General features: G+C 72.0%; 16 protein-coding genes. 12 read left to right on the forward strand and 4 right to left on the reverse strand.

What is annotated here, in order from left to right:
* The first annotated feature begins 9 nt into the window (after positions 1 to 9).
* The 8 genes from I004_RS0100755 to sucD all read left to right on the forward strand — a co-directional run bounded on the left by I004_RS0100755 (position 10) and on the right by sucD (position 10,696).
* Positions 10 to 1,167: an ATP-binding protein gene (locus I004_RS0100755; RefSeq protein WP_106965221.1), complete on the forward strand. Its 1,158-nt coding sequence runs from the start codon at positions 10 to 12 to the stop codon at positions 1,165 to 1,167.
* A complete protein-coding gene (locus tag I004_RS0100760; RefSeq protein ID WP_051344556.1) occupies positions 1,164 to 3,701 on the forward strand; it encodes a DUF5682 family protein in 2,538 nt (845 codons plus the stop codon). Before I004_RS0100755 ends, I004_RS0100760 begins: the two co-directional genes overlap by 4 nt.
* Positions 3,698 to 4,996, forward strand: a complete 1,299-nt coding sequence (locus I004_RS31320) for a VWA domain-containing protein (RefSeq protein ID WP_078510709.1) — start codon at positions 3,698 to 3,700, stop codon at positions 4,994 to 4,996. Before I004_RS0100760 ends, I004_RS31320 begins: the two co-directional genes overlap by 4 nt.
* A gap of 238 nt (positions 4,997 to 5,234) precedes the next feature.
* Positions 5,235 to 6,104, forward strand: coding sequence for a hypothetical protein (locus I004_RS0100770; protein WP_028433936.1), 870 nt, complete (start codon positions 5,235 to 5,237; stop codon positions 6,102 to 6,104).
* 173 nt (positions 6,105 to 6,277) lie between these two features.
* Positions 6,278 to 7,519 (forward strand): hypothetical protein, encoded by a 1,242-nt coding sequence (locus tag I004_RS0100775; RefSeq protein ID WP_028433937.1) that lies wholly within the window; start codon positions 6,278 to 6,280, stop codon positions 7,517 to 7,519.
* A 114-nt stretch (positions 7,520 to 7,633) separates the two neighbouring features.
* Positions 7,634 to 8,110: a hypothetical protein gene (locus I004_RS0100780; RefSeq protein ID WP_158676973.1), complete on the forward strand. Its 477-nt coding sequence runs from the start codon at positions 7,634 to 7,636 to the stop codon at positions 8,108 to 8,110.
* A 490-nt stretch (positions 8,111 to 8,600) separates the two neighbouring features.
* Positions 8,601 to 9,773, forward strand: a complete 1,173-nt coding sequence (gene sucC, locus I004_RS0100785) for an ADP-forming succinate--CoA ligase subunit beta (RefSeq protein WP_028433939.1) — start codon at positions 8,601 to 8,603, stop codon at positions 9,771 to 9,773.
* Positions 9,774 to 9,811: 38 nt separating this feature from the next.
* Positions 9,812 to 10,696, forward strand: a complete 885-nt coding sequence (sucD, locus tag I004_RS0100790; RefSeq protein ID WP_028433940.1) for a succinate--CoA ligase subunit alpha — start codon at positions 9,812 to 9,814, stop codon at positions 10,694 to 10,696.
* Between the two features lie 152 nt (positions 10,697 to 10,848).
* Here sucD and I004_RS37320 read toward each other — a convergent pair whose 3' ends face one another.
* Complete coding sequence (locus tag I004_RS37320; RefSeq protein WP_051344557.1) at positions 10,849 to 11,787, reverse strand: sigma factor-like helix-turn-helix DNA-binding protein; 939 nt, start codon at positions 11,785 to 11,787, stop codon at positions 10,849 to 10,851.
* Positions 11,788 to 11,942: 155 nt separating this feature from the next.
* On the opposite strand from I004_RS37320, the gene I004_RS31330 reads away from it, so the two are divergent.
* On the forward strand, positions 11,943 to 13,430 hold the full coding sequence (locus tag I004_RS31330) for a cell division protein PerM (protein ID WP_158676974.1): 1,488 nt from the start codon (positions 11,943 to 11,945) through the stop codon (positions 13,428 to 13,430).
* Positions 13,431 to 13,515: 85 nt separating this feature from the next.
* Here I004_RS31330 and I004_RS38830 read toward each other — a convergent pair whose 3' ends face one another.
* Entirely contained in the window at positions 13,516 to 14,427 is a 912-nt protein-coding gene (locus I004_RS38830; RefSeq protein ID WP_037974518.1) for a hypothetical protein, read from the reverse strand.
* A gap of 423 nt (positions 14,428 to 14,850) precedes the next feature.
* Here I004_RS38830 and purN point away from each other — a divergent pair, with 423 nt between their 5' ends.
* Positions 14,851 to 15,501 carry a phosphoribosylglycinamide formyltransferase gene (purN, locus tag I004_RS0100810; protein WP_028433942.1) on the forward strand — a complete coding sequence of 217 codons (651 nt, stop codon included), beginning with the start codon at positions 14,851 to 14,853 and terminating at the stop codon, positions 15,499 to 15,501.
* Between the two features lie 7 nt (positions 15,502 to 15,508).
* Positions 15,509 to 17,134, forward strand: coding sequence for a bifunctional phosphoribosylaminoimidazolecarboxamide formyltransferase/IMP cyclohydrolase (gene purH, locus I004_RS0100815; RefSeq protein WP_028433943.1), 1,626 nt, complete (start codon positions 15,509 to 15,511; stop codon positions 17,132 to 17,134).
* Positions 17,135 to 17,257: 123 nt separating this feature from the next.
* Here purH and I004_RS0100820 read toward each other — a convergent pair whose 3' ends face one another.
* The gene (locus I004_RS0100820) at positions 17,258 to 17,863 is read right to left on the reverse strand and encodes a hypothetical protein (RefSeq protein ID WP_028433944.1); all 606 of its coding nucleotides are present in this window, start codon (positions 17,861 to 17,863) and stop codon (positions 17,258 to 17,260) included.
* A 290-nt stretch (positions 17,864 to 18,153) separates the two neighbouring features.
* Here I004_RS0100820 and I004_RS31340 point away from each other — a divergent pair, with 290 nt between their 5' ends.
* On the forward strand, positions 18,154 to 18,663 hold the full coding sequence (locus tag I004_RS31340) for a hypothetical protein (RefSeq protein ID WP_051344559.1): 510 nt from the start codon (positions 18,154 to 18,156) through the stop codon (positions 18,661 to 18,663).
* A 112-nt stretch (positions 18,664 to 18,775) separates the two neighbouring features.
* On the opposite strand, the gene I004_RS39320 is transcribed toward I004_RS31340, so the two are convergent.
* Positions 18,776 to 19,519 (reverse strand): DUF2076 domain-containing protein, encoded by a 744-nt coding sequence (locus I004_RS39320; protein ID WP_158676975.1) that lies wholly within the window; start codon positions 19,517 to 19,519, stop codon positions 18,776 to 18,778.
* Between the last annotated feature and the right edge of the window lie 134 nt (positions 19,520 to 19,653).

Genomic DNA, 19,653 nt, shown 5'->3' on the forward strand with positions numbered 1-19,653 from the left:
TCGACCGCCATGTGTGGAGGGGGACTCGTGACCGATTCCAGTGCCGTGGACGCCGCGAAGCAGCCCGCGCTGCGGCCGCACGCCGAGGACGCCTTCGCCGACGAGCTGAAGGCGCTCGCCGCGGCGGACGACAGGCCGCGTCCGGAGCGCTGGCGCCTCTCGCCGTGGGCGGTCTCCACGTATCTGCTCGGCGGCGTGCTGCCTGGGGGCACCTCCCGGACGAAGTCTGGGGGAGGGACGGTGATCACGCCGAAGTACGTGGGCCCGCGCCGGCTCGTCGAGGTGGCCGTCAGCACGCTGGCGACGGACCGGGCGCTGCTCCTCCTCGGTGTTCCCGGCACCGCCAAGACCTGGGTGTCGGAACATCTCGCGGCCGCCGTCAGCGGTGATTCGACGCTGCTGGTGCAGGGCACCGCTGGCACCGCCGAGGAGGCCGTCCGGTACGGGTGGAACTACGCCCAGCTGCTCGCCCAGGGCCCGAGCCGCGACGCCCTGGTGCCCAGCCCCGTGATGCGCGCGATGGCGGAGGGCATGACAGCGCGCGTCGAGGAGCTGACGCGCATCCCGGCCGACGTGCAGGACAGCCTGATCACCGTGCTGTCCGAGAAGACCCTGCCGATACCGGAGCTGGGCGGTGAGGTGCAGGCCGTGCGCGGTTTCAACCTCATCGCCACGGCGAACGACCGCGACCGCGGGGTGAACGAGCTGTCCAGCGCCCTGCGCCGCCGGTTCAACACAGTGGTCCTTCCGCTGCCCGAGACGGCCGAGGCGGAGGTCGACATCGTCGCCCGCCGCGTCGACCAGCTCGGCCGCTCCCTCGACTTGCCGGCCGCTGCCGAGGGCACGGCGGAGATACGGCGCGTGGTGACGGTCTTCCGTGAGCTGCGGGAGGGCGTGACGGCTGACGGGCGCACGAAGATCAAGTCCCCCTCCGGGACGCTCTCCACGGCGGAGGCGATCTCCGTCGTCACCGGCGGGATGGCGCTGGCGGCCCACTTCGGCGACGGGGTGCTCAGGGCGGGCGACGTGGCCGCCGGCGTGCTCGGCGCCGTGGTGCGCGACCCGTCCTCCGACCGCGTCGTGTGGCAGGAGTACCTGGAGGCCGTCGTACGGGAACGTGACGGCTGGAAGGACTTCTACCGCGCCTGCCGAGAGGTCTCCCCGTGACCGCTGCGGACGTCGTCACCGACGGGCCCGTGGGCGAACAAGGCGGCGTGCCCCTGCTGTTGGGCATCCGGCACCACGGGCCCGGGTCGGCACGCGCCGTGCGCGCCGCCCTGGAGGCACGGCAGCCGCGAGTGCTTCTCGTCGAGGGACCGCCGGAGGCGGACGGCATCGTCGCGCTGGCGGGGGACGAGGCGATGCGTCCGCCGGTGGCGCTCCTCGCCCACGCCCTGGACGAGCCGGGGAGGGCGGCGTTCTGGCCGCTCGCCGCGTTCTCCCCCGAGTGGGTCGCGATCAGGTGGGCGCTCGGGCGCGGGGTCCCGGTCCGCTTCATCGACCTTCCCGCCGCGCACGCGCTCGCCCTCGCCGACGAAGGGGACGACGCAGCGGCCGGCGAGGACGACGGGGAGCCCGGCCGCGAGGATCCGGGGGCCGCGGCCGGGCAGGGCAACGGGGCATCGCTGCGCGTCGATCCGCTCGCCGCTCTGGCCGAGGCCGCGGGCTACGACGACGCCGAGCGGTGGTGGGAGGACGTGATCGAACACCGCGAGGCGCGGGCCGGTTCCGATCCGTACGCCCCCTTCGCGGTGCTCGGTGAGGCCATGGCCGCAATCCGCGAGAAGCACGGCAGCGAAGGGATCCACCCGGCCGCGGAGGCCGACGCGGGCCACCGCCGCGACCAGGTGCGCGAGTCCCACATGCGGCTGCGTCTGCGGGACGCCGTCCGGGAGTTCGGGCCGGGTGACGTCGCCGTCGTGTGCGGAGCGTGGCACGTGCCGGCGCTTGCGGCGAAGACCAAGGTCGCCGACGACAGGCAGTCCCTCAAGGGCCTGCCGAAGGTGAAGGCGGAGATCACCTGGGTGCCATGGACGCACCGGCGCCTCGCCCGCCGCAGTGGCTACGGCGCGGGCATCACCTCTCCCGGCTGGTACGAGCACCTCTTCGCCTCGCCCGACCGGGTCGTCGAGCGGTGGATGACGAAGGTGGCCAGGCTGCTGCGCGCCGAGGACTACGGAATCTCCTCGGCCCACGTCATCGAGGCCGTCCGGCTGGCAGATTCTCTCGCCGCCATGCGCGGCAGACCCCTGGCGGGCCTGACCGAAACCCTCGACGCCGTGAGGGCCGTGATGTGCGAGGGCTCCGACGTGCCGCTCGCCCTCGTGCGGGACAAGCTCGTCGTCGGAGACGTCCTGGGGGAGGTGCCGCAGGGAGCGCCCGCCGTGCCGCTCCAGCGGGACCTGGCCAGGCAGCAGCGCACGCTGCGGCTCAAACCGGAGGCGTCCGAGCGAGAGTTGGAGCTCGACCTGCGCAAGGAGACGGACTCGGCGCGCAGCCGGCTCCTGCACCGGCTGCGCCTGCTGGACATCGACTGGGCGGTGCCGGCGCGCTCCCGTACCGGCGGCACCGGGACGTTCCGCGAGAGCTGGCGGCTGTGCTGGGAACCGGAGTTGTCGGTGCGTACGGCGGAAGCGGGGGTGTGGGGCACGACGGTGGAGGGCGCGGCGACGGCCAAGGCAGTGTCCCGCGCGACCGAGGCCACCGTCCTGGCGGAGGTCACGGCCCTGGCCGAGAGCTGTCTGCTGGCGGAGCTGCCCGATGCGTTGCGGATCGTGATGAGGGCGCTCGCCGACCGTGCCGCGCTGGACGCCGACGTCGGCAGGCTCGCCGAGGCGCTGCCCGCGCTGGTGCGTTCACTGAGGTACGGCAATGTGCGCGGCACCGACTCGGCGGCCCTCACGCATGTCGCCCTCGGGCTGGCGGAACGCGTGTGCGTGGGGCTTCCGCCCGCGTGCGCGGGGCTGGACGCGGACGGCGCGGCCCGGATGCGCGACCACATCGACGCCGTCCATCAGTCCATGGCGCTCCTGGCGCAGGCGTGCGCCGAACCCTCCGGCGCCCCGACCGGGACGTCCACGGTGCCGGGCCCGCGGGCTGCAGGGGCCGCAGCGGGGGGAGTGCAGTCGCGCTGGCGTGGAGTTGTGCGCAAGCTCGCCTCGCGTGACCGGATACCGGGCCTGGTCCGCGGCCGGTGCGTCCGACTGCTGCTGGACGACGCCCAGTTGACGCAGACGGAAGCCGGCCGGCTCATGAGTCTCGCCCTCTCGCCGGGCACGGCACCGCCGGAGGCCGCGGCATGGATCGAGGGATTCCTGGCCGGAGGCGGAATGCTGCTCGTGCACGACGAGCGATTGCTCGCCCTCATCGACGGCTGGCTGTCGTCCGTGCCCCGTGATGCCTTCACCGATGTCCTGCCGCTGCTGCGCAGGACGTTCGCGGGATTCGAGTCCGGCGTACGGCGCACCGTCGGCGAACTCGTGCGGCGTGGCGGCCTCTCGACGGCGGCGGACGCAGCGGGAGGAGTCAACGGCCCCGGAAGCGCGGGCAGTTCGCTGCCGCCGCTCCGCCCGGTACGGCCCGGCTTCGGGTACGGGCTGGACGAGACGCGCGCGGACGCGGTTCTGCCGACTCTCCGCCTGCTGCTCGGACCGGCGGTGCGAGCCGACCGCACGACGGAGCAGGAGGAGGCACCCCTATGACCGGCCCCGGCACGGACAGCGCGCCCGGCAATCCTGGCCCGGCCGGTACCGCCCCCGCGACACCGGCGCCGTGCGACGCACGCGGCGGCGACGCCCACGGCTCGGCCTCTGACACAGGCGGGCTCACCCCCGCCGACGAACGGCTGCGCCGCTGGCGCCTGGTGCTCGGCGGCTCCGGCGGTTCGGACGGCACGGGCTGCGAGTTGAGCGGCGCGGACGCGGCCATGGACCGCACTCTCCAGGCGCTCTACGGCAGCGGCCCGGGGGGCGGTCCCGGTGCCGGCTCCGGTCAGGTGCGGCGTGGCGAGCGCAGCGGCGGCCTCGGCGGCTCGGCGCCCCAAGTGGCGCGCTGGCTCGGGGACATCAGGACGTACTTCCCCAGTTCCGTCGTGCAGGTGATGCAGCGCGACGCCATCGAGCGGCTCAACCTCTCCGCGCTGATGCTGGAGCCGGAGATGCTGGAGGCGGTGGAGCCGGACGTGCACCTCGTCGGCACGCTCCTGTCGCTGAAGGCGGCCATGCCGGAGACCAGCAAGGAGACGGCACGCGCCGTGGTGCGCAAGGTCGTCGCCGAACTGGAGAAGAAGCTCGGCGCCCGTACGCGCTCCGCCCTCACCGGCGCGCTCGACCGCTCCGCCAAGGTCCACCGCCCACGTCACCAGGACATCGACTGGGACCGCACCATCCGCGCCAACCTCAAGAACTATCTGCCCGAGCACCGCACCGTCGTCCCGGAACGGCTCATCGGTCACGGGCGGGCGTGGCGGGGTGTGAAGAAGGACGTCGTCCTCTGCATCGACCAGTCGGGATCCATGGCGGCGTCCGTCGTCCATGCGTCCGTCTTCGGTGCGGTGCTCGCCTCGATGCGCTCCTTGAACACGCGGCTCGTCGCCTTCGACACCAGCGTCGTCGACCTCACGGAGGAGCTCGACGATCCGGTGGACGTGCTCTTCGGCACACAACTCGGCGGCGGCACGGACATCAACAGGGCGCTGGCGTACTGCCAGTCGCACATCACCCGCCCCGCCGAGACCGTCGTGGTCCTCATCAGCGACCTCTACGAGGGCGGCATACGTGACGAGATGCTCAAGCGGGTGGCACAGATGAAGGCGGCCGGCGTGCAGTTCGTCGCCCTTCTCGCCCTGTCGGACGAGGGCGCACCGGCGTACGACCGCTCCCACGCGAGCGCCCTCGCCGTTCTTGGAGCTCCCGCGTTCGCCTGCACGCCCGACCACTTCCCGGAGGTGATGGCGGCGGCCATCGAGAAGCGGCCCCTCCCGGTCCCGGACGAATGACCCGCGAGCCGCGGAGCTGCGGAACGGTGGTGCGGGAGACGTCATGGCCGGGCCCTGCGGAGCGCTGTGGCCACGACGTGAACAAGTTGTGATGGCAGTTGCGTTGGGGACCGGCGTCCGTGCAAGGATCTCCGTTGTCCGGAACGCAGGGTTCCCGGCGGGCAGTTGTGCCCCCTGAGTAGCCCGCGTCCGCATCCCCTCCGCCTGGAAGGCCCCTGCCTTGTCAGCAGTTTCAGCTGTGCCTGCCGCCGTGCGCCTGCCGCGCCCGGCCGCCGCGCGGCGGGCCCTGCTGACGTTCCTCTTCCTCGGGGGCTTCCTCGCTCTCGCCTTCGTCTTCGGCGGCAGTGCGCAGGCCGCTTCCGGGCCCGGTCACGACGTACGGGACGCCGGCGCAACATCGTCAGGACTGGTGAAGTCCGAGACACCGTCCGGCACGGACGCGGGAGCCACGGCGAGCAAGACCGGCAAGGAAAAGGCCGGGCACGCTCTCACCAAGGCCGAACTCGCGGCGAAGCACAGGCGCGAGGTACGGGACGCGACAGAGCGCACGGCCTCGGACGTCGTGAGCCCGGTCGCGGAAGGAGCCTCCCGCACCGGCGAGGTCACACGCCCGGTCGGCGAGGCCGTCGACAGCGCGTCCGTCCCGTCGGGCCTGGGCGGACTGCCCGGGCGCCTCGGTCTCGGCGTCGGCGAGGGCTCGGGCGGCGCCGGCGGCAACGCCGGTGACATCGGTACGGACGGCACGTCCGGTGCCACGGCCGACGGCGCGGGCGACCGCACCGACGGGCAGGGCACGCACGGCAGTCGGGCCATGGGGTCCTCGGCGTCATCTCCCGGAATTGCCGCCGCGACGGCCGACGACGGCATCTCCCGGAACGACGGAGGCCCCGCCGACCGGCTTCCCTTCCACCGCACGCCCGCCGTGCCCGCGCCCAGCGCGTCGCAGTACGCCGGCGACGGCCAGGTCCAGCGCGGAGGCCCGCACCAGCACGACGCGGTGGTGCCCGGCACCGAGCACTTCGGGCCGCTTCAGTCCGGCGCCGTGCGCGCCGCGGACGGTACGCCGACGCGCGACAGCGCCGGCGACGTCCTCGAATTCCCCGGCTAGGGCAGACCTTCCACCCGTCTGCGCAGCGCGTGACGCGCGCTCGCGACCTGCCACGCGGGGGTGGACAGGTCTGCCCGCCCGAATCCCCGGAGCAGCGGCACGGATCCCGATCGGGATCACGCCGTCCGGCATCCGGGGCTCAAGATCCCCTGAATTCGAAGGACTTCCGTCTCATGCGCAAGAACATCCGACGTTCACTGATGGTCGCTGCCGCCGCTTCCGGCATATGGGCGCTGAGCACGGCCGGCGCGTCCGCGGCCGAGCTGCCCGTGCCGTCCGGGGCGGGCAGCGCCGTCGGCGGCACCGTCGAGAAGACCGAGAAGGCCGGTGAGGACGGCAAGGGCACCGTGGCCGGCACGGTGCGGCGCGCGACGGACACCGTGAAGGAGACGACCGGAACGGTCGAGGACGTGACCGGCGAGGTCCGCGAAGAGCTGCCGAGCAAGGGCATCCCCGAGAACGGCCTGCCCACCAACACCCTGCCCACCGGTGGCCTGCCCGCGGGTGCCGCCGACGGCGTGACCGGGAAGCTTCGCGGCACGGACGCCACCGGCTCGGCCGAGGGTGCCAAGGGCGCCGCGGGCCAGGTGTTCGACAGGACCGGGCACGCCAGCAAGGCCATCAAGGAAGCCCAGAAGGACGTCCGTCCGGTCACCGACGGGCTGCCCGTCGCGCCCGGCGTTCCCTCGGTCCAGGCACTTCCCGGCGTGCCCACCGCCCCTGTTCTCCCGGCCGCACCCGGCGTTCCCGCCTTGCCCACCGCTCCGGCCGTTCCCGCGGTTCCCGCCGCTCCGGGCGTGGACGACGTCTCCGGCCGCCTGCCGGCTCCCGCTGTCCCGTCCGTGCCCGCGGTTCCGGCCGTCCCGTCGGTGCCCTCCGCCCCGTCCGCCGGTGAGCTGGCAGGCGCCCTCCCCGCGGCGCCTCTGCGGCCCGAGCAGCTGACCGCGGTGCTCAAGGGCCGTCACGCAGAGGACACGGTGGGCACGGTCCGCAACACCGTCGCCACCGCCCACCCGCTCATCGACAACGTCACCGGCAACGTCCCCGCGGTCCGTCCCGTCGCGCTGCACGCGCGGGCCACCGGCTACCAGTTCGCCGTGGACGCGGCCAAGACCGTCGACTGCGCTCTGTCCACGACCGCTCCCTTCGTGGAGAGCACCTACTACCGCACCACGGCCCTCACGCAGGACGCGAGCGGTGACCTGGGCACCTTCGCCCAGGGCGTCGCCGCCGACTCCGCTGTGTACGCGCACGAGTTGGCCGGCACCGGTGTCCACGGAAACGTGGACAAGCTGGCTGCCCACACCGTCACGAACGTGGGAAGCCTCGTCACCTCGCCGACCAAGCGCGACCTGACCGACCCGGCCAACATCCCGGGTCTGCCCGTCGCGCCCCAGGTGCCGGCCGGCCTCTGAGCCGCCGGTAAGGGGATGCGGGGTGGCCGGCTAAGGGGGTCGGGCCACCCCGCATCTCCACCCATCGCTCATCGCTTCACCACCACCGACCACGCAATCGAGGTAACCATGCACTTGAGCAGCAGTGTTCGCCGCGGATTCGTCGTCGCGGCAGCCGCCGCCGGGCTGTTGGCAGGCGCTGCCGGCAGCGCGTCGGCGAACGAGGCACCGGCCGGCGCGGCCGTCGTCGGCGGCACGGATGCCGTCGCGGGCATCACGCACGGGGCACAGCACACTCTCGAGAAGACCGGACGCATCGCGCAGCACGAGGAGGAGACGGGGGACGCGGCGAGGCGGAGTTCAGGGAAGGCGATCAGGGATGTCACGCAGAAGGCCGGTGCGGCCGTGTCCGAGAAGCCGTCGGCTCCCTCGAATAAGGACCTGGGCGCTCTGTCCCGCATCCCGGCTCCGGCAGCCCCATCGTCCGCGCCGGGGCTGCCGGAGGACCTGGTGATCGAGGTACCCGAGTTGATCCCTGGCGTCCCGAGCATCGGCATCATCCCCTCCTCGATCCCCGCCCTTCCGGTCACGCCGACGATCCCGGCCCTCTGACCGCACGGCTGCCGATGAACCGGGTTGCGTCCGCGTCCTCGTGACGGCTTCGGACGCTACGAGCACGGTGGCGCAACCCGGTTCGGTGGCCGGACGGAGTTGACGGTACGGGCGGGCCGAGCGCCCTCCCACGTGACGCAGGCCGGGCCGACCGGTGAACTGTCTTCGCCGGGGCGGCACTTGGCGGTGAGGCTTTCGCGGGCATCCCACACGTGGCGAACGAACGCGCTGGAACGGCCCTGGCGTTCCAGCCCGTGGAGTGCGGAAGCGGGCGCGCGGCGCGTAGATTCCGTCCGCACAACATGTACGTGCCGCTGTGACCGTTGTCACCGCACAGGTGTGAGCTGGAATTTAGGCACCGCTCAGGTGCGGGGCTAACCTGCAAGGCGGACATGCCGCGCCTCGTCGTGACGCCGCGGCCTCGCGGCACGCCCATGATCACGCTGACACGCTGACAACCGCGAACCACTGATTAAGGGGACGTACGCGCGTGGACCTGTTCGAGTACCAGGCGAGGGACCTCTTCGCCAAGCATGACGTACCGGTGCTGGCCGGCGAAGTCATCGATACGCCCGAGGCGGCGCGCGAGGTGACCGAGCGACTCGGTGGTCGCGCGGTCGTCAAGGCGCAGGTGAAGACCGGCGGCCGTGGCAAGGCCGGCGGTGTGAAGCTCGCGGCCGACCCCGCGGAGGCAGTCGAGAAGGCCAGGGCCATCCTGGGCATGGACATCAAGGGCCACACGGTCCAGAAGGTCATGCTGGCCGAGACCGCGGACATCGCGGAGGAGTACTACGTCTCCTTCCTGCTGGACCGCACCAACCGGACCTTCCTCGCCATGGCCTCCGTCGAGGGCGGTGTCGAGATCGAGGAGGTCGCCGCGACGAAGCCCGAGGCTCTCGCGAAGATCCCCGTCGACGCCATCGAGGGCGTCACCGACACCAAGGCGCGCGAGATCGCCGAGGCCGCGAAGTTCCCGGCCGAGCTGATCGACCAGGTCGCCGAGGTCCTCAAGAAGCTGTGGGACGTCTTCATCCGTGAGGACGCGCTGCTCGTCGAGGTCAACCCGCTCGTGAAGACGGGCGAGGGCAAGGTCATCGCCCTGGACGGCAAGGTCTCGCTCGACGCCAACGCCGAGTTCCGGCAGCCGGACCACGCGGCGCTGGAGGACAAGGCCGCGGCCGACCCGCTGGAGGCCGCCGCCAAGGCGAAGGACCTCAACTACGTCAAGCTCGACGGCCAGGTCGGGATCATCGGCAACGGCGCGGGCCTGGTCATGTCGACCCTCGACGTCGTCGCGTACGCGGGCGAGGCGCACAAGAACGTCAAGCCGGCCAACTTCCTGGACATCGGGGGCGGCGCCTCCGCCGAAGTGATGGCGAACGGCCTGGAGATCATTCTGGGCGACCCGGACGTGAAGTCGGTCTTCGTCAACGTCTTCGGCGGGATCACCGCTTGCGACGCCGTCGCGAACGGCATCGTCCAGGCACTCGAACTGCTCAAGAGCAAGGGTGAGGACGTCACCAAGCCGCTGGTCGTGCGCCTCGACGGCAACAACGCCGAGCTGGGCCGCAAGATCCTCACGGATGCGGACCACCCGCTCGTGCAGCAGGTGGACACCATGGACGGTGCGGCCGACCGCGCTGCCGAGCTGGCCGCAAAGTAAGCGGACGAGACCGAGATCTGCGAGGACATCGACACACCATGGCTATCTTCCTCAACAAGGAGAGCAAGGTCATCGTCCAGGGGATGACCGGCTCCGAGGGCCAGAAGCACACGAAGCGGATGCTGGCCTCCGGCACGAACATCGTCGGCGGCGTCAACCCCCGCAAGGCGGGCACGAACGTCGACTTCGACGGCTCACAGGTGCCGGTCTTCGGCGGCGTGAAGGAGGCCATCGAGGCCACCGGCGCCGACACCACGGTCATCTTCGTACCGCCGAAGTTCGCCAAGGACGCGGTCGTCGAGGCCGTCGACGCCGGGATCGGTCTGGCCGTCGTCATCACCGAGGGCATCGCGGTGCACGACACGGCCTACTTCTGGGACTACGCCTCCCAGAAGGGCAACAGGACCCGCATCGTCGGCCCCAACTGCCCCGGGCTGATCACGCCCGGCCAGTCCAACGCCGGCATCATCCCGTCGGACATCACCAAGCCGGGCCGCATCGGCCTGGTCTCGAAGTCCGGCACGCTGACGTACCAGATGATGTACGAGCTGCGTGACATCGGCTTCTCGACCTGCGTGGGCATCGGCGGCGACCCCGTCATCGGCACGACGCACATCGACGCCCTCAAGGCGTTCGAGGCCGACCCCGACACCGACCTGATCGTGATGATCGGCGAGATCGGCGGCGACGCCGAGGAGCGTGCCGCGGACTTCATCAAGGCCAACGTCTCGAAGCCGGTCGTCGGCTACGTCGCGGGCTTCACGGCTCCCGAGGGCAAGACGATGGGGCACGCGGGCGCCATCGTCTCCGGTTCGTCGGGCACCGCCCAGGCGAAGAAGGAGGCCCTGGAGGCCGCGGGCGTCCAGGTCGGCAAGACACCGTCCGAGACGGCACGGCTGGCACGCGGACTGCTGGCCGGCTGAGTCTCGCCCCGGCCCGGGCCCGGTGAGGGCGTGACGCGGGTGAACGCCGCTCACGCCCGGGCTCTTGAGCTCGAAACGACGAACGGGTCCGCTCCCTCGCGGCACACGCAGGGAGCGGGCCTGTCCGTCTCTCCGTGCCTCGCGTGCCGTGCTCATCTGCGGATCAGCGGCAGCAGGCGGCCCGGCTGCAGATCCGGGCCGAGCGTCGAGGACGGCGGTTTGGGCACGGGCAGCCGGGGCGGGTTCCGTTCGTCGTCGGACACGACGAGCGCGAAACCCGCGGCAGCCACCGCGATGGTGAGGCCCAGCGCGGCGGCGGTTCCGCACCAGCCGCGGATCCCGCTGCTCCTGCGTACGGCCTCCGCGGGCGGCAGCGTCGCGGGCTGCGGGGCCGCCAGCTGACGCACGAGAAGCGCCGTCACGCCCGGCAGCTCCTCCGGCGAGGCGTCGCGCAGCACCGGCACCCTCTCGGTCAGCGCCGCACGCGCGTGGCGCAGCCGTCCCGAGGTCGCCGCTGTGCTCGCCTCCACTTCCGCGGCGGTGTCGCCGAGGCTCAGACCCAGCCCGTCGTGCAGCAGCAGAGCCGCACGGTAGGACGGCGGAAGGCGCAGCAATGCGTCGAGCAAGGTCCGGTCGCCGGGCGGGACATGACGCATCGCCTGCATGCGGCGGACGAGTTGAACGGGCCGGACCTGGCGCCAGGGAGCAAGCGCGGACCGGTGTGCGACAGCCCGTACCCAGCCCGCCGGATCGGGGTCGACGGCGACCTGCGGCCAGCGGTGCCACGCGAGCCGGAAGGCGTGGGCGACGATGCGGCGGGCGAGGTCGTGGCCACCGGACAGCAGGAAGGCCTGACGGACGAGGGCGGGCGCGCTGCCCTCGTAGAGCAGGTCGAAGTCGTCCGCCGCAGCGGTGGGGGAGCGGTCGGGGTGAGCTCCGTCCTGGACCGAGGAGGCTTGGGCCTGGGCAGGGGAAGCCCCGTCCCGGCCCGGGCGTTCTTCGTCCCGCTCGGAGAGGACCGCGTCCTGCTGCACCGGGGCGCCGGCGCTCTCCGCTCCCGCGACGGCCGGCTCCTGCTGCTGTCCGCTCATGTGCTCCCCAGATCCTCCGGCGCGGGAGGCAGACCCGGCCACGCACGATCGTCTTGTCCGACAAGGTGTATGTGGACATATTGGGCGACACATCGACAACAAGCGTGTTACCAGGACAGAACGTGTGTTGTTGACAGCATGTCGAGGTGAGCCAAGTGACGCATCGCAGCCCGACGTTGTCCCCATACGGCCGGAGCACGTCACGACCGCTGCCGTCGAAAGCCTCGTGGTTCTTCGAAGGTGTGCTCGCTGCCGGGCTGGGGCTCGGAGCACTCACCGTCCTCGTGCTGCTGCTGTGGATCATCTCGCCGTACCCGGAGAGCGGCGCAGGCGCCGCCCTGCACCTCGCCGCCGATCTGTGGCTGCTCGGGCACGGCAGCGCCCTCGTCCGCACCGAGACGCTCTCCGGTGTCCCGGCGCCCGTCGCGCTGACGCCACTGCTGCTGGTGATCCCGCCCGTGTGGCTGCTGTACCGGGCGTGCGTGCAGGCGCTCTCCGCGGGCGGGGACGCGGGGCGCGAGGGCGCAGGGGCTGGGGCCGGCGAGGACGGAGGCGGGTCGCCGGGGGAGCTGTCGTCCCTCGGCTGCGTGGCCGGCGGATATCTGGTGACGGGCGCAGTCACCGTTCTCTTCGCTTCCGCCGGGCCCGTGCGCGCGGATGCACTGAGCGCTTCGGGGCGGCTGCCGCTCTTCGTCCTGTGCATCGCGGTGGCGGCGATGTGGCCGGGGTGGGGACGCACGGCACCCAACGAGCGCGGCAGGCCTCCCAGTTCACCGTCCGGCGAGAGCGCCCAGTGGCCCGACGTGCCGCTGTCGCGCGAGCGGGACCTCGCGGCACCCGTGCTGTCGGAGGCACGTGCGCTCGCCCGGCGCGTGGGCTCGCTGCACACCGCCGTGACGGCGATGGCGGTGCTGTGCGCGGGCGGCCTCGTCATCACGCTCGGCGCGCTGCTGTGGCACGTGGACGATGTCCAGTCCGCGTTTCCGCGCCTCGCCGGCGGCTCCTGGACGGGGCAGTTCGCGGTGCTGCTTCTCGTGATCGCGCTGCTGCCGAACGCCGCGGTGTGGGCGGCCGCGTACGGACTCGGTCCCGGCTTCGCGCTCGGCACCGGTGCCGTGGTCGGACCGCTCACGCAGACCGGCAGCGCATCGCTGCCGCCGTTCCCGCTGCTGGAGGCGCTGCCCGCGGTGGACAGCGGCTACGGCCTCGTCGGCGGCGTCGCGGCGGCAATGCTGCCGCTGGCCGCCGGCGCGACCATCGGGTGGTACGTGGCGCGCGGCGCCGCACCCGACCCGGGCCGGTGCGAGGCGCCGGTGAGCTGGAGAGCCACGGCGTCCGTCGTCGTCCTCGTGGGGTGCGAATGCGCGGTGGGCGTCGCGGTCCTCGCGGCGTTCTCGGGCGGTGCCCTCGGCACCGAGGCCATGGCGCTTCTCGGGCCGAGCTGGCAGCTGACGGGTGTGGCCACGTTCATGTGGGCGGTGCTGGTCGGCGTGCCGGTGGCGCTCACGCTGCGGGCGTGGCGGCTCCGGGGGCGCGGAGGCGACGGCGGCCCCGACGCGGCAGCCGCGCGTCTGGCCCGCTGGAGGGACCTGAAGGCGGCGTCGGGCGGACTGATGCCGGACTTCGAACCGCGCCGGGACTGACAGCCTTCGGCGGACGAGGGACTGAGGGCCGATGGCGACCGGGCCCGGCCGCGACCGGCCCGCGACTCCTGCCGGGCCCCGGGCCTCAGCGCATCTGCAGACCGCTCGCCGACGACGAGCGGTTCTCGAGCAGCGGCCGCAGTTCGGTCGGCAGCAGGTCCTTGCAGTCCTCACGGGAGGACTGCGTCAGCGCGTCCTCCGTGCATGTGAAGTACTCGCTGTAGACCTGCTGGAAGGTGAACGTCGCCACGACGACCGCGAGCGCGAGCGACGCGGCGACCAAACCGCTGACGGCCGCCGTCGTACGGGACTTGGCGGCCTGCGCCGGACTGACGACGACCGGGACCTGGGGCACCTGCTTCGGTGCTTCCTCCGTGGCGGTGCGGTCCGTGCCCGCCACGTCCTCCGCGGTCGCCCCGCCTCCGGAGCCGCCGCGCTTGCCCGAAGTCCCGGACCTGGACGAGGACTTGCCGCCGCGCAGCGCGCTGATGCCCCAGTAGAGGGACAGCGCCCCGAGGAGCAGCGCCACCTCAGGAAGGCTGAAGAGGGAGAAGAACAGCGCCCAGACGCCGGTGTGGAGGGAGTAGCGCGCATGCCGCTGCGTCGGGTCCGTCGGGTCCCAGCGCATACCGCGGGCGAGGCCGCCGCCCTGGCCGCCCGAGCTGTCGCCGTTGCCGCCTTCCTGGCCGCCACCACCGGGGCCGCCGAAGCCGCCGCTTTGCCGGCCCGGCTGCTTGCTGCTCCAGTGGCTGCCCCACCCGGAGCGGTCACGGCCCGAGTCGGAGTCGGAACCGGACCCGCCGTTCCCGTTCCCGGAACTGTTCCCGGAGTCCGGACCGTCCTGTCCCTGGCCGGTCCCCGGCTCGCCCTCGGAGCGCGCTGACCGGCGCGGCTGCCAGGGCTGGTCGGCCTGCCCCTCCGGTGGTGCCGCGAAGGGGTTGTCCGCGCGCGAAGCGTCGTCCGAGGGGGCCGCACGGCGGCGGCGTCGGTCGGCCATGTGGAGTGAGTCTTCCCCTTGTCCTGTCGTTCTCGTCTGCGTGCTGTCGTGCTGATGCGTCTCGTCCCGGCCGTGCCTCATGCCGGCCGTCGTCCTGTCCCGCTCGTCCTCGTGCGGCCCTTCACGGTCAGCGACCCGCAGATGCCGGATGCGCCCGTTCCGTGACGGCCCGTACCTCCTGACGCTACCTGGCACATCCGCCCCCGTCCCGAGGGGGCAGCGTGAGGGGCCGGTATCGTTGCCGACGGTCGAACGCTTCGTAGAGTTCCCCGGAAGCCGCCGCTCCATGAGTTCGTACGACCACACAAATCCGCTGCTCCCCTTGTCCGGCGCCCTTCGTGCCGGGCGAATCCCGTGAGAGAGAGCTTCGCCGTGGCTGCGCACCAGAGCCCGAGCCGCCCCGACACAGGCAGCGGCCAGGGCATCGGCCCCCGCTCCCGTACGCACCCCGCCCGTCTCGTCGTCCTCGTCTCCGGCTCCGGTACGAATCTGCAGGCCCTGCTCGACGCCATCGAGGCCGAGGGGCCGGAGGCGTACGGCGCCCGGATCGTGGCCGTCGGCGCCGACCGCCACGGGATCGAGGGGCTGGAGCGGGCCGAGCGTGCGGACATCCCCACGTACGTGTGCCGGGTGAGGGATCACGCGACGCGGGACGAGTGGGACGAGGCCCTGACGGCCGCGACCGCCGAGTACGAGCCGGACCTCGTCGTCTCCGCGGGCTTCATGAAGCTTGTGGGCAAGGAATTCCTCGCCCGCTTCGGAGGCCGGGTGGTCAACACCCATCCGGCGCTCCTTCCCAGTTTTCCCGGCACCCACGGTGTCCGTGACGCTCTCGCGTACGGGGCCAAGGTGACCGGGTGCACCGTCCACTTCGTCGACGACGGTGTCGACACGGGGCCGATCATCGCGCAGGGCGTGGTGGAGGTCCTGGACGAGGACCACGCCGACGAGGGTGCCGCTCTGCACGAGCGGATCAAGGAGGTCGAGCGACGTCTGCTGGTCGACGTCGTGGGACGCCTCTCCCGCGCCGGCTATCGCATCGAGGGACGAAAGGTACGGCTGCAGGATGGGTGAGGGTGGCATGAGCCAGGGCCGGAGTCAGGACACCGAGCAGCGGCTCCCGATCCGCAGGGCGCTGGTGAGCGTCTACGACAAGACAGGCCTGGAAGAGCTGGCGCAGGGCCTCCACGCGGCGGGCGTGCAGCTCGTCTCGACGGGATCGACCGCGAAGCGGATCGCCGCCGCGGGCGTCCCGGTGACGCCGGTCGAGGAGCTGACCGGATTCCCCGAGTGCCTGGACGGACGGGTCAAGACGCTGCACCCGCGTGTGCACGCGGGCATCCTCGCCGACCGCCGCCTCGCCTCGCACCGGGAGCAGCTGGACGAGCTGGGCATCGAGCCCTTCGACCTCGTCGTCGTCAACCTCTACCCGTTCCGGGAGACCGTCGCCTCCGGTGCGACACCGGACGAGTGCGTCGAGCAGATCGACATCGGCGGTCCGTCCATGGTGCGCGCGGCGGCGAAGAACCACCCGTCGGTCGCCGTCGTGGTCAACCCGGGGCGCTATGGCGATGTGCTGAAGGCGGTCGGCGGCACCGGAGGGTTCGAACTGGCCGAGCGCAAGCGGCTCGCGGGCGAGGCCTTCCAGCACACGGCGGCCTACGACGTGGCCGTGGCGAGCTGGTTCGCCGACGGCTACGCCCCGGACGACACGGGCAGTGAGGCCGAGGCAGGTACCGGCTCCGGCGGCGCGAACCCGCTTCCCGCGTTCGCCGGTGCGGCCTGGACCCGCGGCAGCGTGCTGCGTTACGGCGAGAACCCGCACCAGCCGGCCGCCCTCTACACCGACGGCAGCGGCACGGGCCTCCCGAGCGCCGAGCAGTTGCACGGCAAGGAGATGTCGTACAACAACTACGTCGACACGGAGGCCGCGCGCCGCGCCGCGTACGAGCACGGGGACCGGCCGTGCGTGGCGATCATCAAGCACGCCAACCCGTGCGGCATCGCGGTCGGTGCGGACGTCGCAGAGGCCCACCGCAAGGCGCACGCCTGCGACTCGCTGTCCGCGTTCGGCGGCGTCATCGCCGTCAACCGCCCCGTGTCGCTCGCGATGGCCGAGCAGGTCGCGGAGATCTTCACCGAGGTCGTCGTGGCGCCCGGCTACGAGGAGGGCGCCGTCGAGGTGCTCTCCCGCAAGAAGAACATCCGGGTGCTGCGCTGCGCCGAAGAGCCCTCCGCGTCCGTCGAGTTCAGGCCGATCGAGGGTGGCGCGCTGCTCCAGGTCAAGGACCGTCTGCAGGCAGCGGGCGACGACCCGGCCAACTGGACGCTGGCTACCGGCGAGGCGCTCTCACCTGCGGACCTGGAGGAGCTGGCCTTCGCCTGGCGCGCCTGCCGTGCCGTGAAGTCCAACGCGATCCTGCTCGCCAAGGACGGCGCCACGGTCGGCGTCGGGATGGGCCAGGTCAACCGGGTGGACGCGGCGAAGCTCGCGGTTCAGCGCGCGGGCGAGGAGCGTGCGCGGGACTCCTATGCCGCTTCCGACGCATTCTTCCCCTTCCCGGACGGGCTCGAGGTGCTGACGCGCGCGGGCGTCAAGGCCGTGGCGCAGCCGGGTGGTTCGGTGCGCGACGAGGCCGTGACGGAGGCCGCGAAGGCGGTGGGCATCACGATGTACCTGACCGGCACGCGGCACTTCTTCCACTGACGTCCACCGTCGGTCGGCCGGACCGTCCGGACCCCTCAGGGGCGGCGCGTTCGCGGCGTCCCGGCGGCCTGCCCCCGAGGCAGGCCGCCGGGCGTCCGGGTACTGGGCCGGAACGGCCGCCGGTCAGTACTGCTGCCTGTTGAACCAGGCACCCGCCTGCGCCAGCAGCACGATGCATGTGATGCCGATGCCCATCCAGATGAGCCCGAAAGGAAGTGCGGGGAGGCCGAAGAGCGTGAGGAAGGAGGCCCAGACGATTCCTCCGACCCGCACCCCGCTGCCGCCCTTGGGGGTCGAAATGCCCAGCACGATGCCGATGATGGCGTGCGCGAGAAAGATTCCGAAGATCGCGTAGGCGACGCCGAGCCCGATCCGCGCGTCCGTGACGCTCTCGACCTCGTTCAGGCTGTTCGTGGCGAACCCGAGCCCGATGAGCGCGAATATCGAGACGGCGGCCTGAAGTCCGCCGGCGATGAACATCATCACGCGGACGGCGTTCACCTTGCTCTGCAGAGCGGCCGGAGCCGACCCCGGTCCGCCCGGCGGCGGTCCCTGGGGGTATCCGTAGCCGGGTTGGCCTGCCTGCGGCTGCTGCGGGTAGCCGTAGCCGGGCTGGCCGCCCTGCTGCTGCGGGTAGCCGTAACCCTGCTGCGGCTGCTGGCCGTACGGGTTGTTGGCGTACGGATTGTTCGCGTACGGGTTGTTGGGCGGCTCCGGCGGATAACTCATCGCTGGTTTCCTTCATTTCGGTACATTCCGGGCATGCGGCTCCGTGATGTACGGAGGTCGCGTCGATTCTCTCGCGGTGCGTTCGCGGCCATGTCACCGCACCCGCTCGAGAGTTCCGCCGACGTTCGCGTCAGCGGGGTGCAAGGCCGGGGCGGCGGCAAGAGCCGGTCGTTCCGCACACGGGACGACGCGGTGGCGCGGTGACCGTGGCAGGCGCGCGTGCCTCCCGGATACCGCGAGGGAGCGGTGGCCACTGACGTGAGGTTGGCCGTACGACATACTCGGTTGTCATGAAAGATGGATCGACGCCGGAGCAGGGCGGGTTCGGACCCGCGGGGGAGCCCACGCCACCTCAGGGTGGAGGCGCGGCATACGGATACCCCGGTCCTCAGGGGGCCTACGGATATCCGTCCGGCGCCGGAGCCGCGGAGCCGTACGGCCAGGCCGGGGCGTACGCGCAGCCCCTGGTCGTCATCGGGGACATCACCGTGACGCCCGACGGCATCGTCACGCCCGCGGGCACGATGCCGCTGAAGGGCGCCGTCTGGACGGTCACGGACATGTCCCGCACGGAGGAGAAGATACCCACGCATGCGATCGTCCTCGCTGTGGTCTTCCTGGTCATCTGCTTCCTGGGCCTGCTCTTCCTGCTGATGAAGGAGCGGACCACGGCAGGTCATGTGCAGGTGACCGTGAACAGCGGCGGGAAGTTCCACTCGACCATGATCCCCGTGTACGACCCGATGGCCGTGCACTTCATCATGCAGCAGGTCAACTACGCCCGTTCCGTGAGCGTCTGAGCCTCGCCCAGGCGGCCCCCCGGAGCCGCCGGACCCGGACGGTACGGGCGCTGTGCGCCGCGAAGTGCCCCGGGTCCGTACGGCTCTCGTCCTCGGCGCGATGAGCGCGGCCTCAGGAGTACTTCCGCTTGAACCAGTCCGAACCCTCCTGCTTCACCATGAAGATGATGATCAGGAGGCCGATGCCGAGCGGCACGATGCCGACGACGACGATGACGGTGAGCAGCCCGATTATCGCGATCACCGCCCCGAAGGCGATGGCACCGATGCGGACGCCGTTGCCACCGCGGTGGAATCGTGAGGCCAGGAGGATCGCCGCCGCGGCGAGGACCAGTGAGGCGACACCGGCCGCGGCCATGATCCCGGGGTCGATGGCGGCCGGTCCGGAGGCGCCGTCCTTCCCACCGCCCCCCTGCGCGGCCTGGTAGAAGGTGCCGATCGCGCCGAGCACTCCGAAACCGCCGAAGACGTACATGATCAAGCGGGCGGCGTGCACCGAGCTCGGCATCGACCTCGGTGCGTTCGGGTAGTTGAAGCCCCGCTGGCGCGGGTAGCCACTCTGCACCGGCAAATGCCAGCCGCCCGGGGGCTGCTCCGGCAACTCGTAGACCGGCTGCTCGGGGGGCTGGGGCGCCTGCGGCGCCTGGGGGGATGCGTACACGGGCCGCTGAGGCGCCTGCGGCGATCCGTAGACGGGCCGCTGAGGTGCCTGGGGCGAGCCGTAGCCGGGTTGTTGCGGTGCCTGCGGGAAGCCGTAGCCGGGCTGTTGCGGTGCCTGAGGGCCGTACGGCTGCTGCCGCTGCCGCGGCCGCCGGGCGTACGGGTAGCCGGGCGGTGGCTCTGGTGGATAGCTCATCGCGTTTCCCTCACTTCGGCGTTCCGGTGCCGCACGGCCCGGACATACGAAGGGCCGCGTCGTTTGTCACCCGGCGCGGCCTTCGTGATGGTGCTGCAGAGCAATGCCGCGCAGAGCTGCACCGGACACTCACT

Source organism: Streptomyces sp. TAA486 (assembly GCF_000426165.1).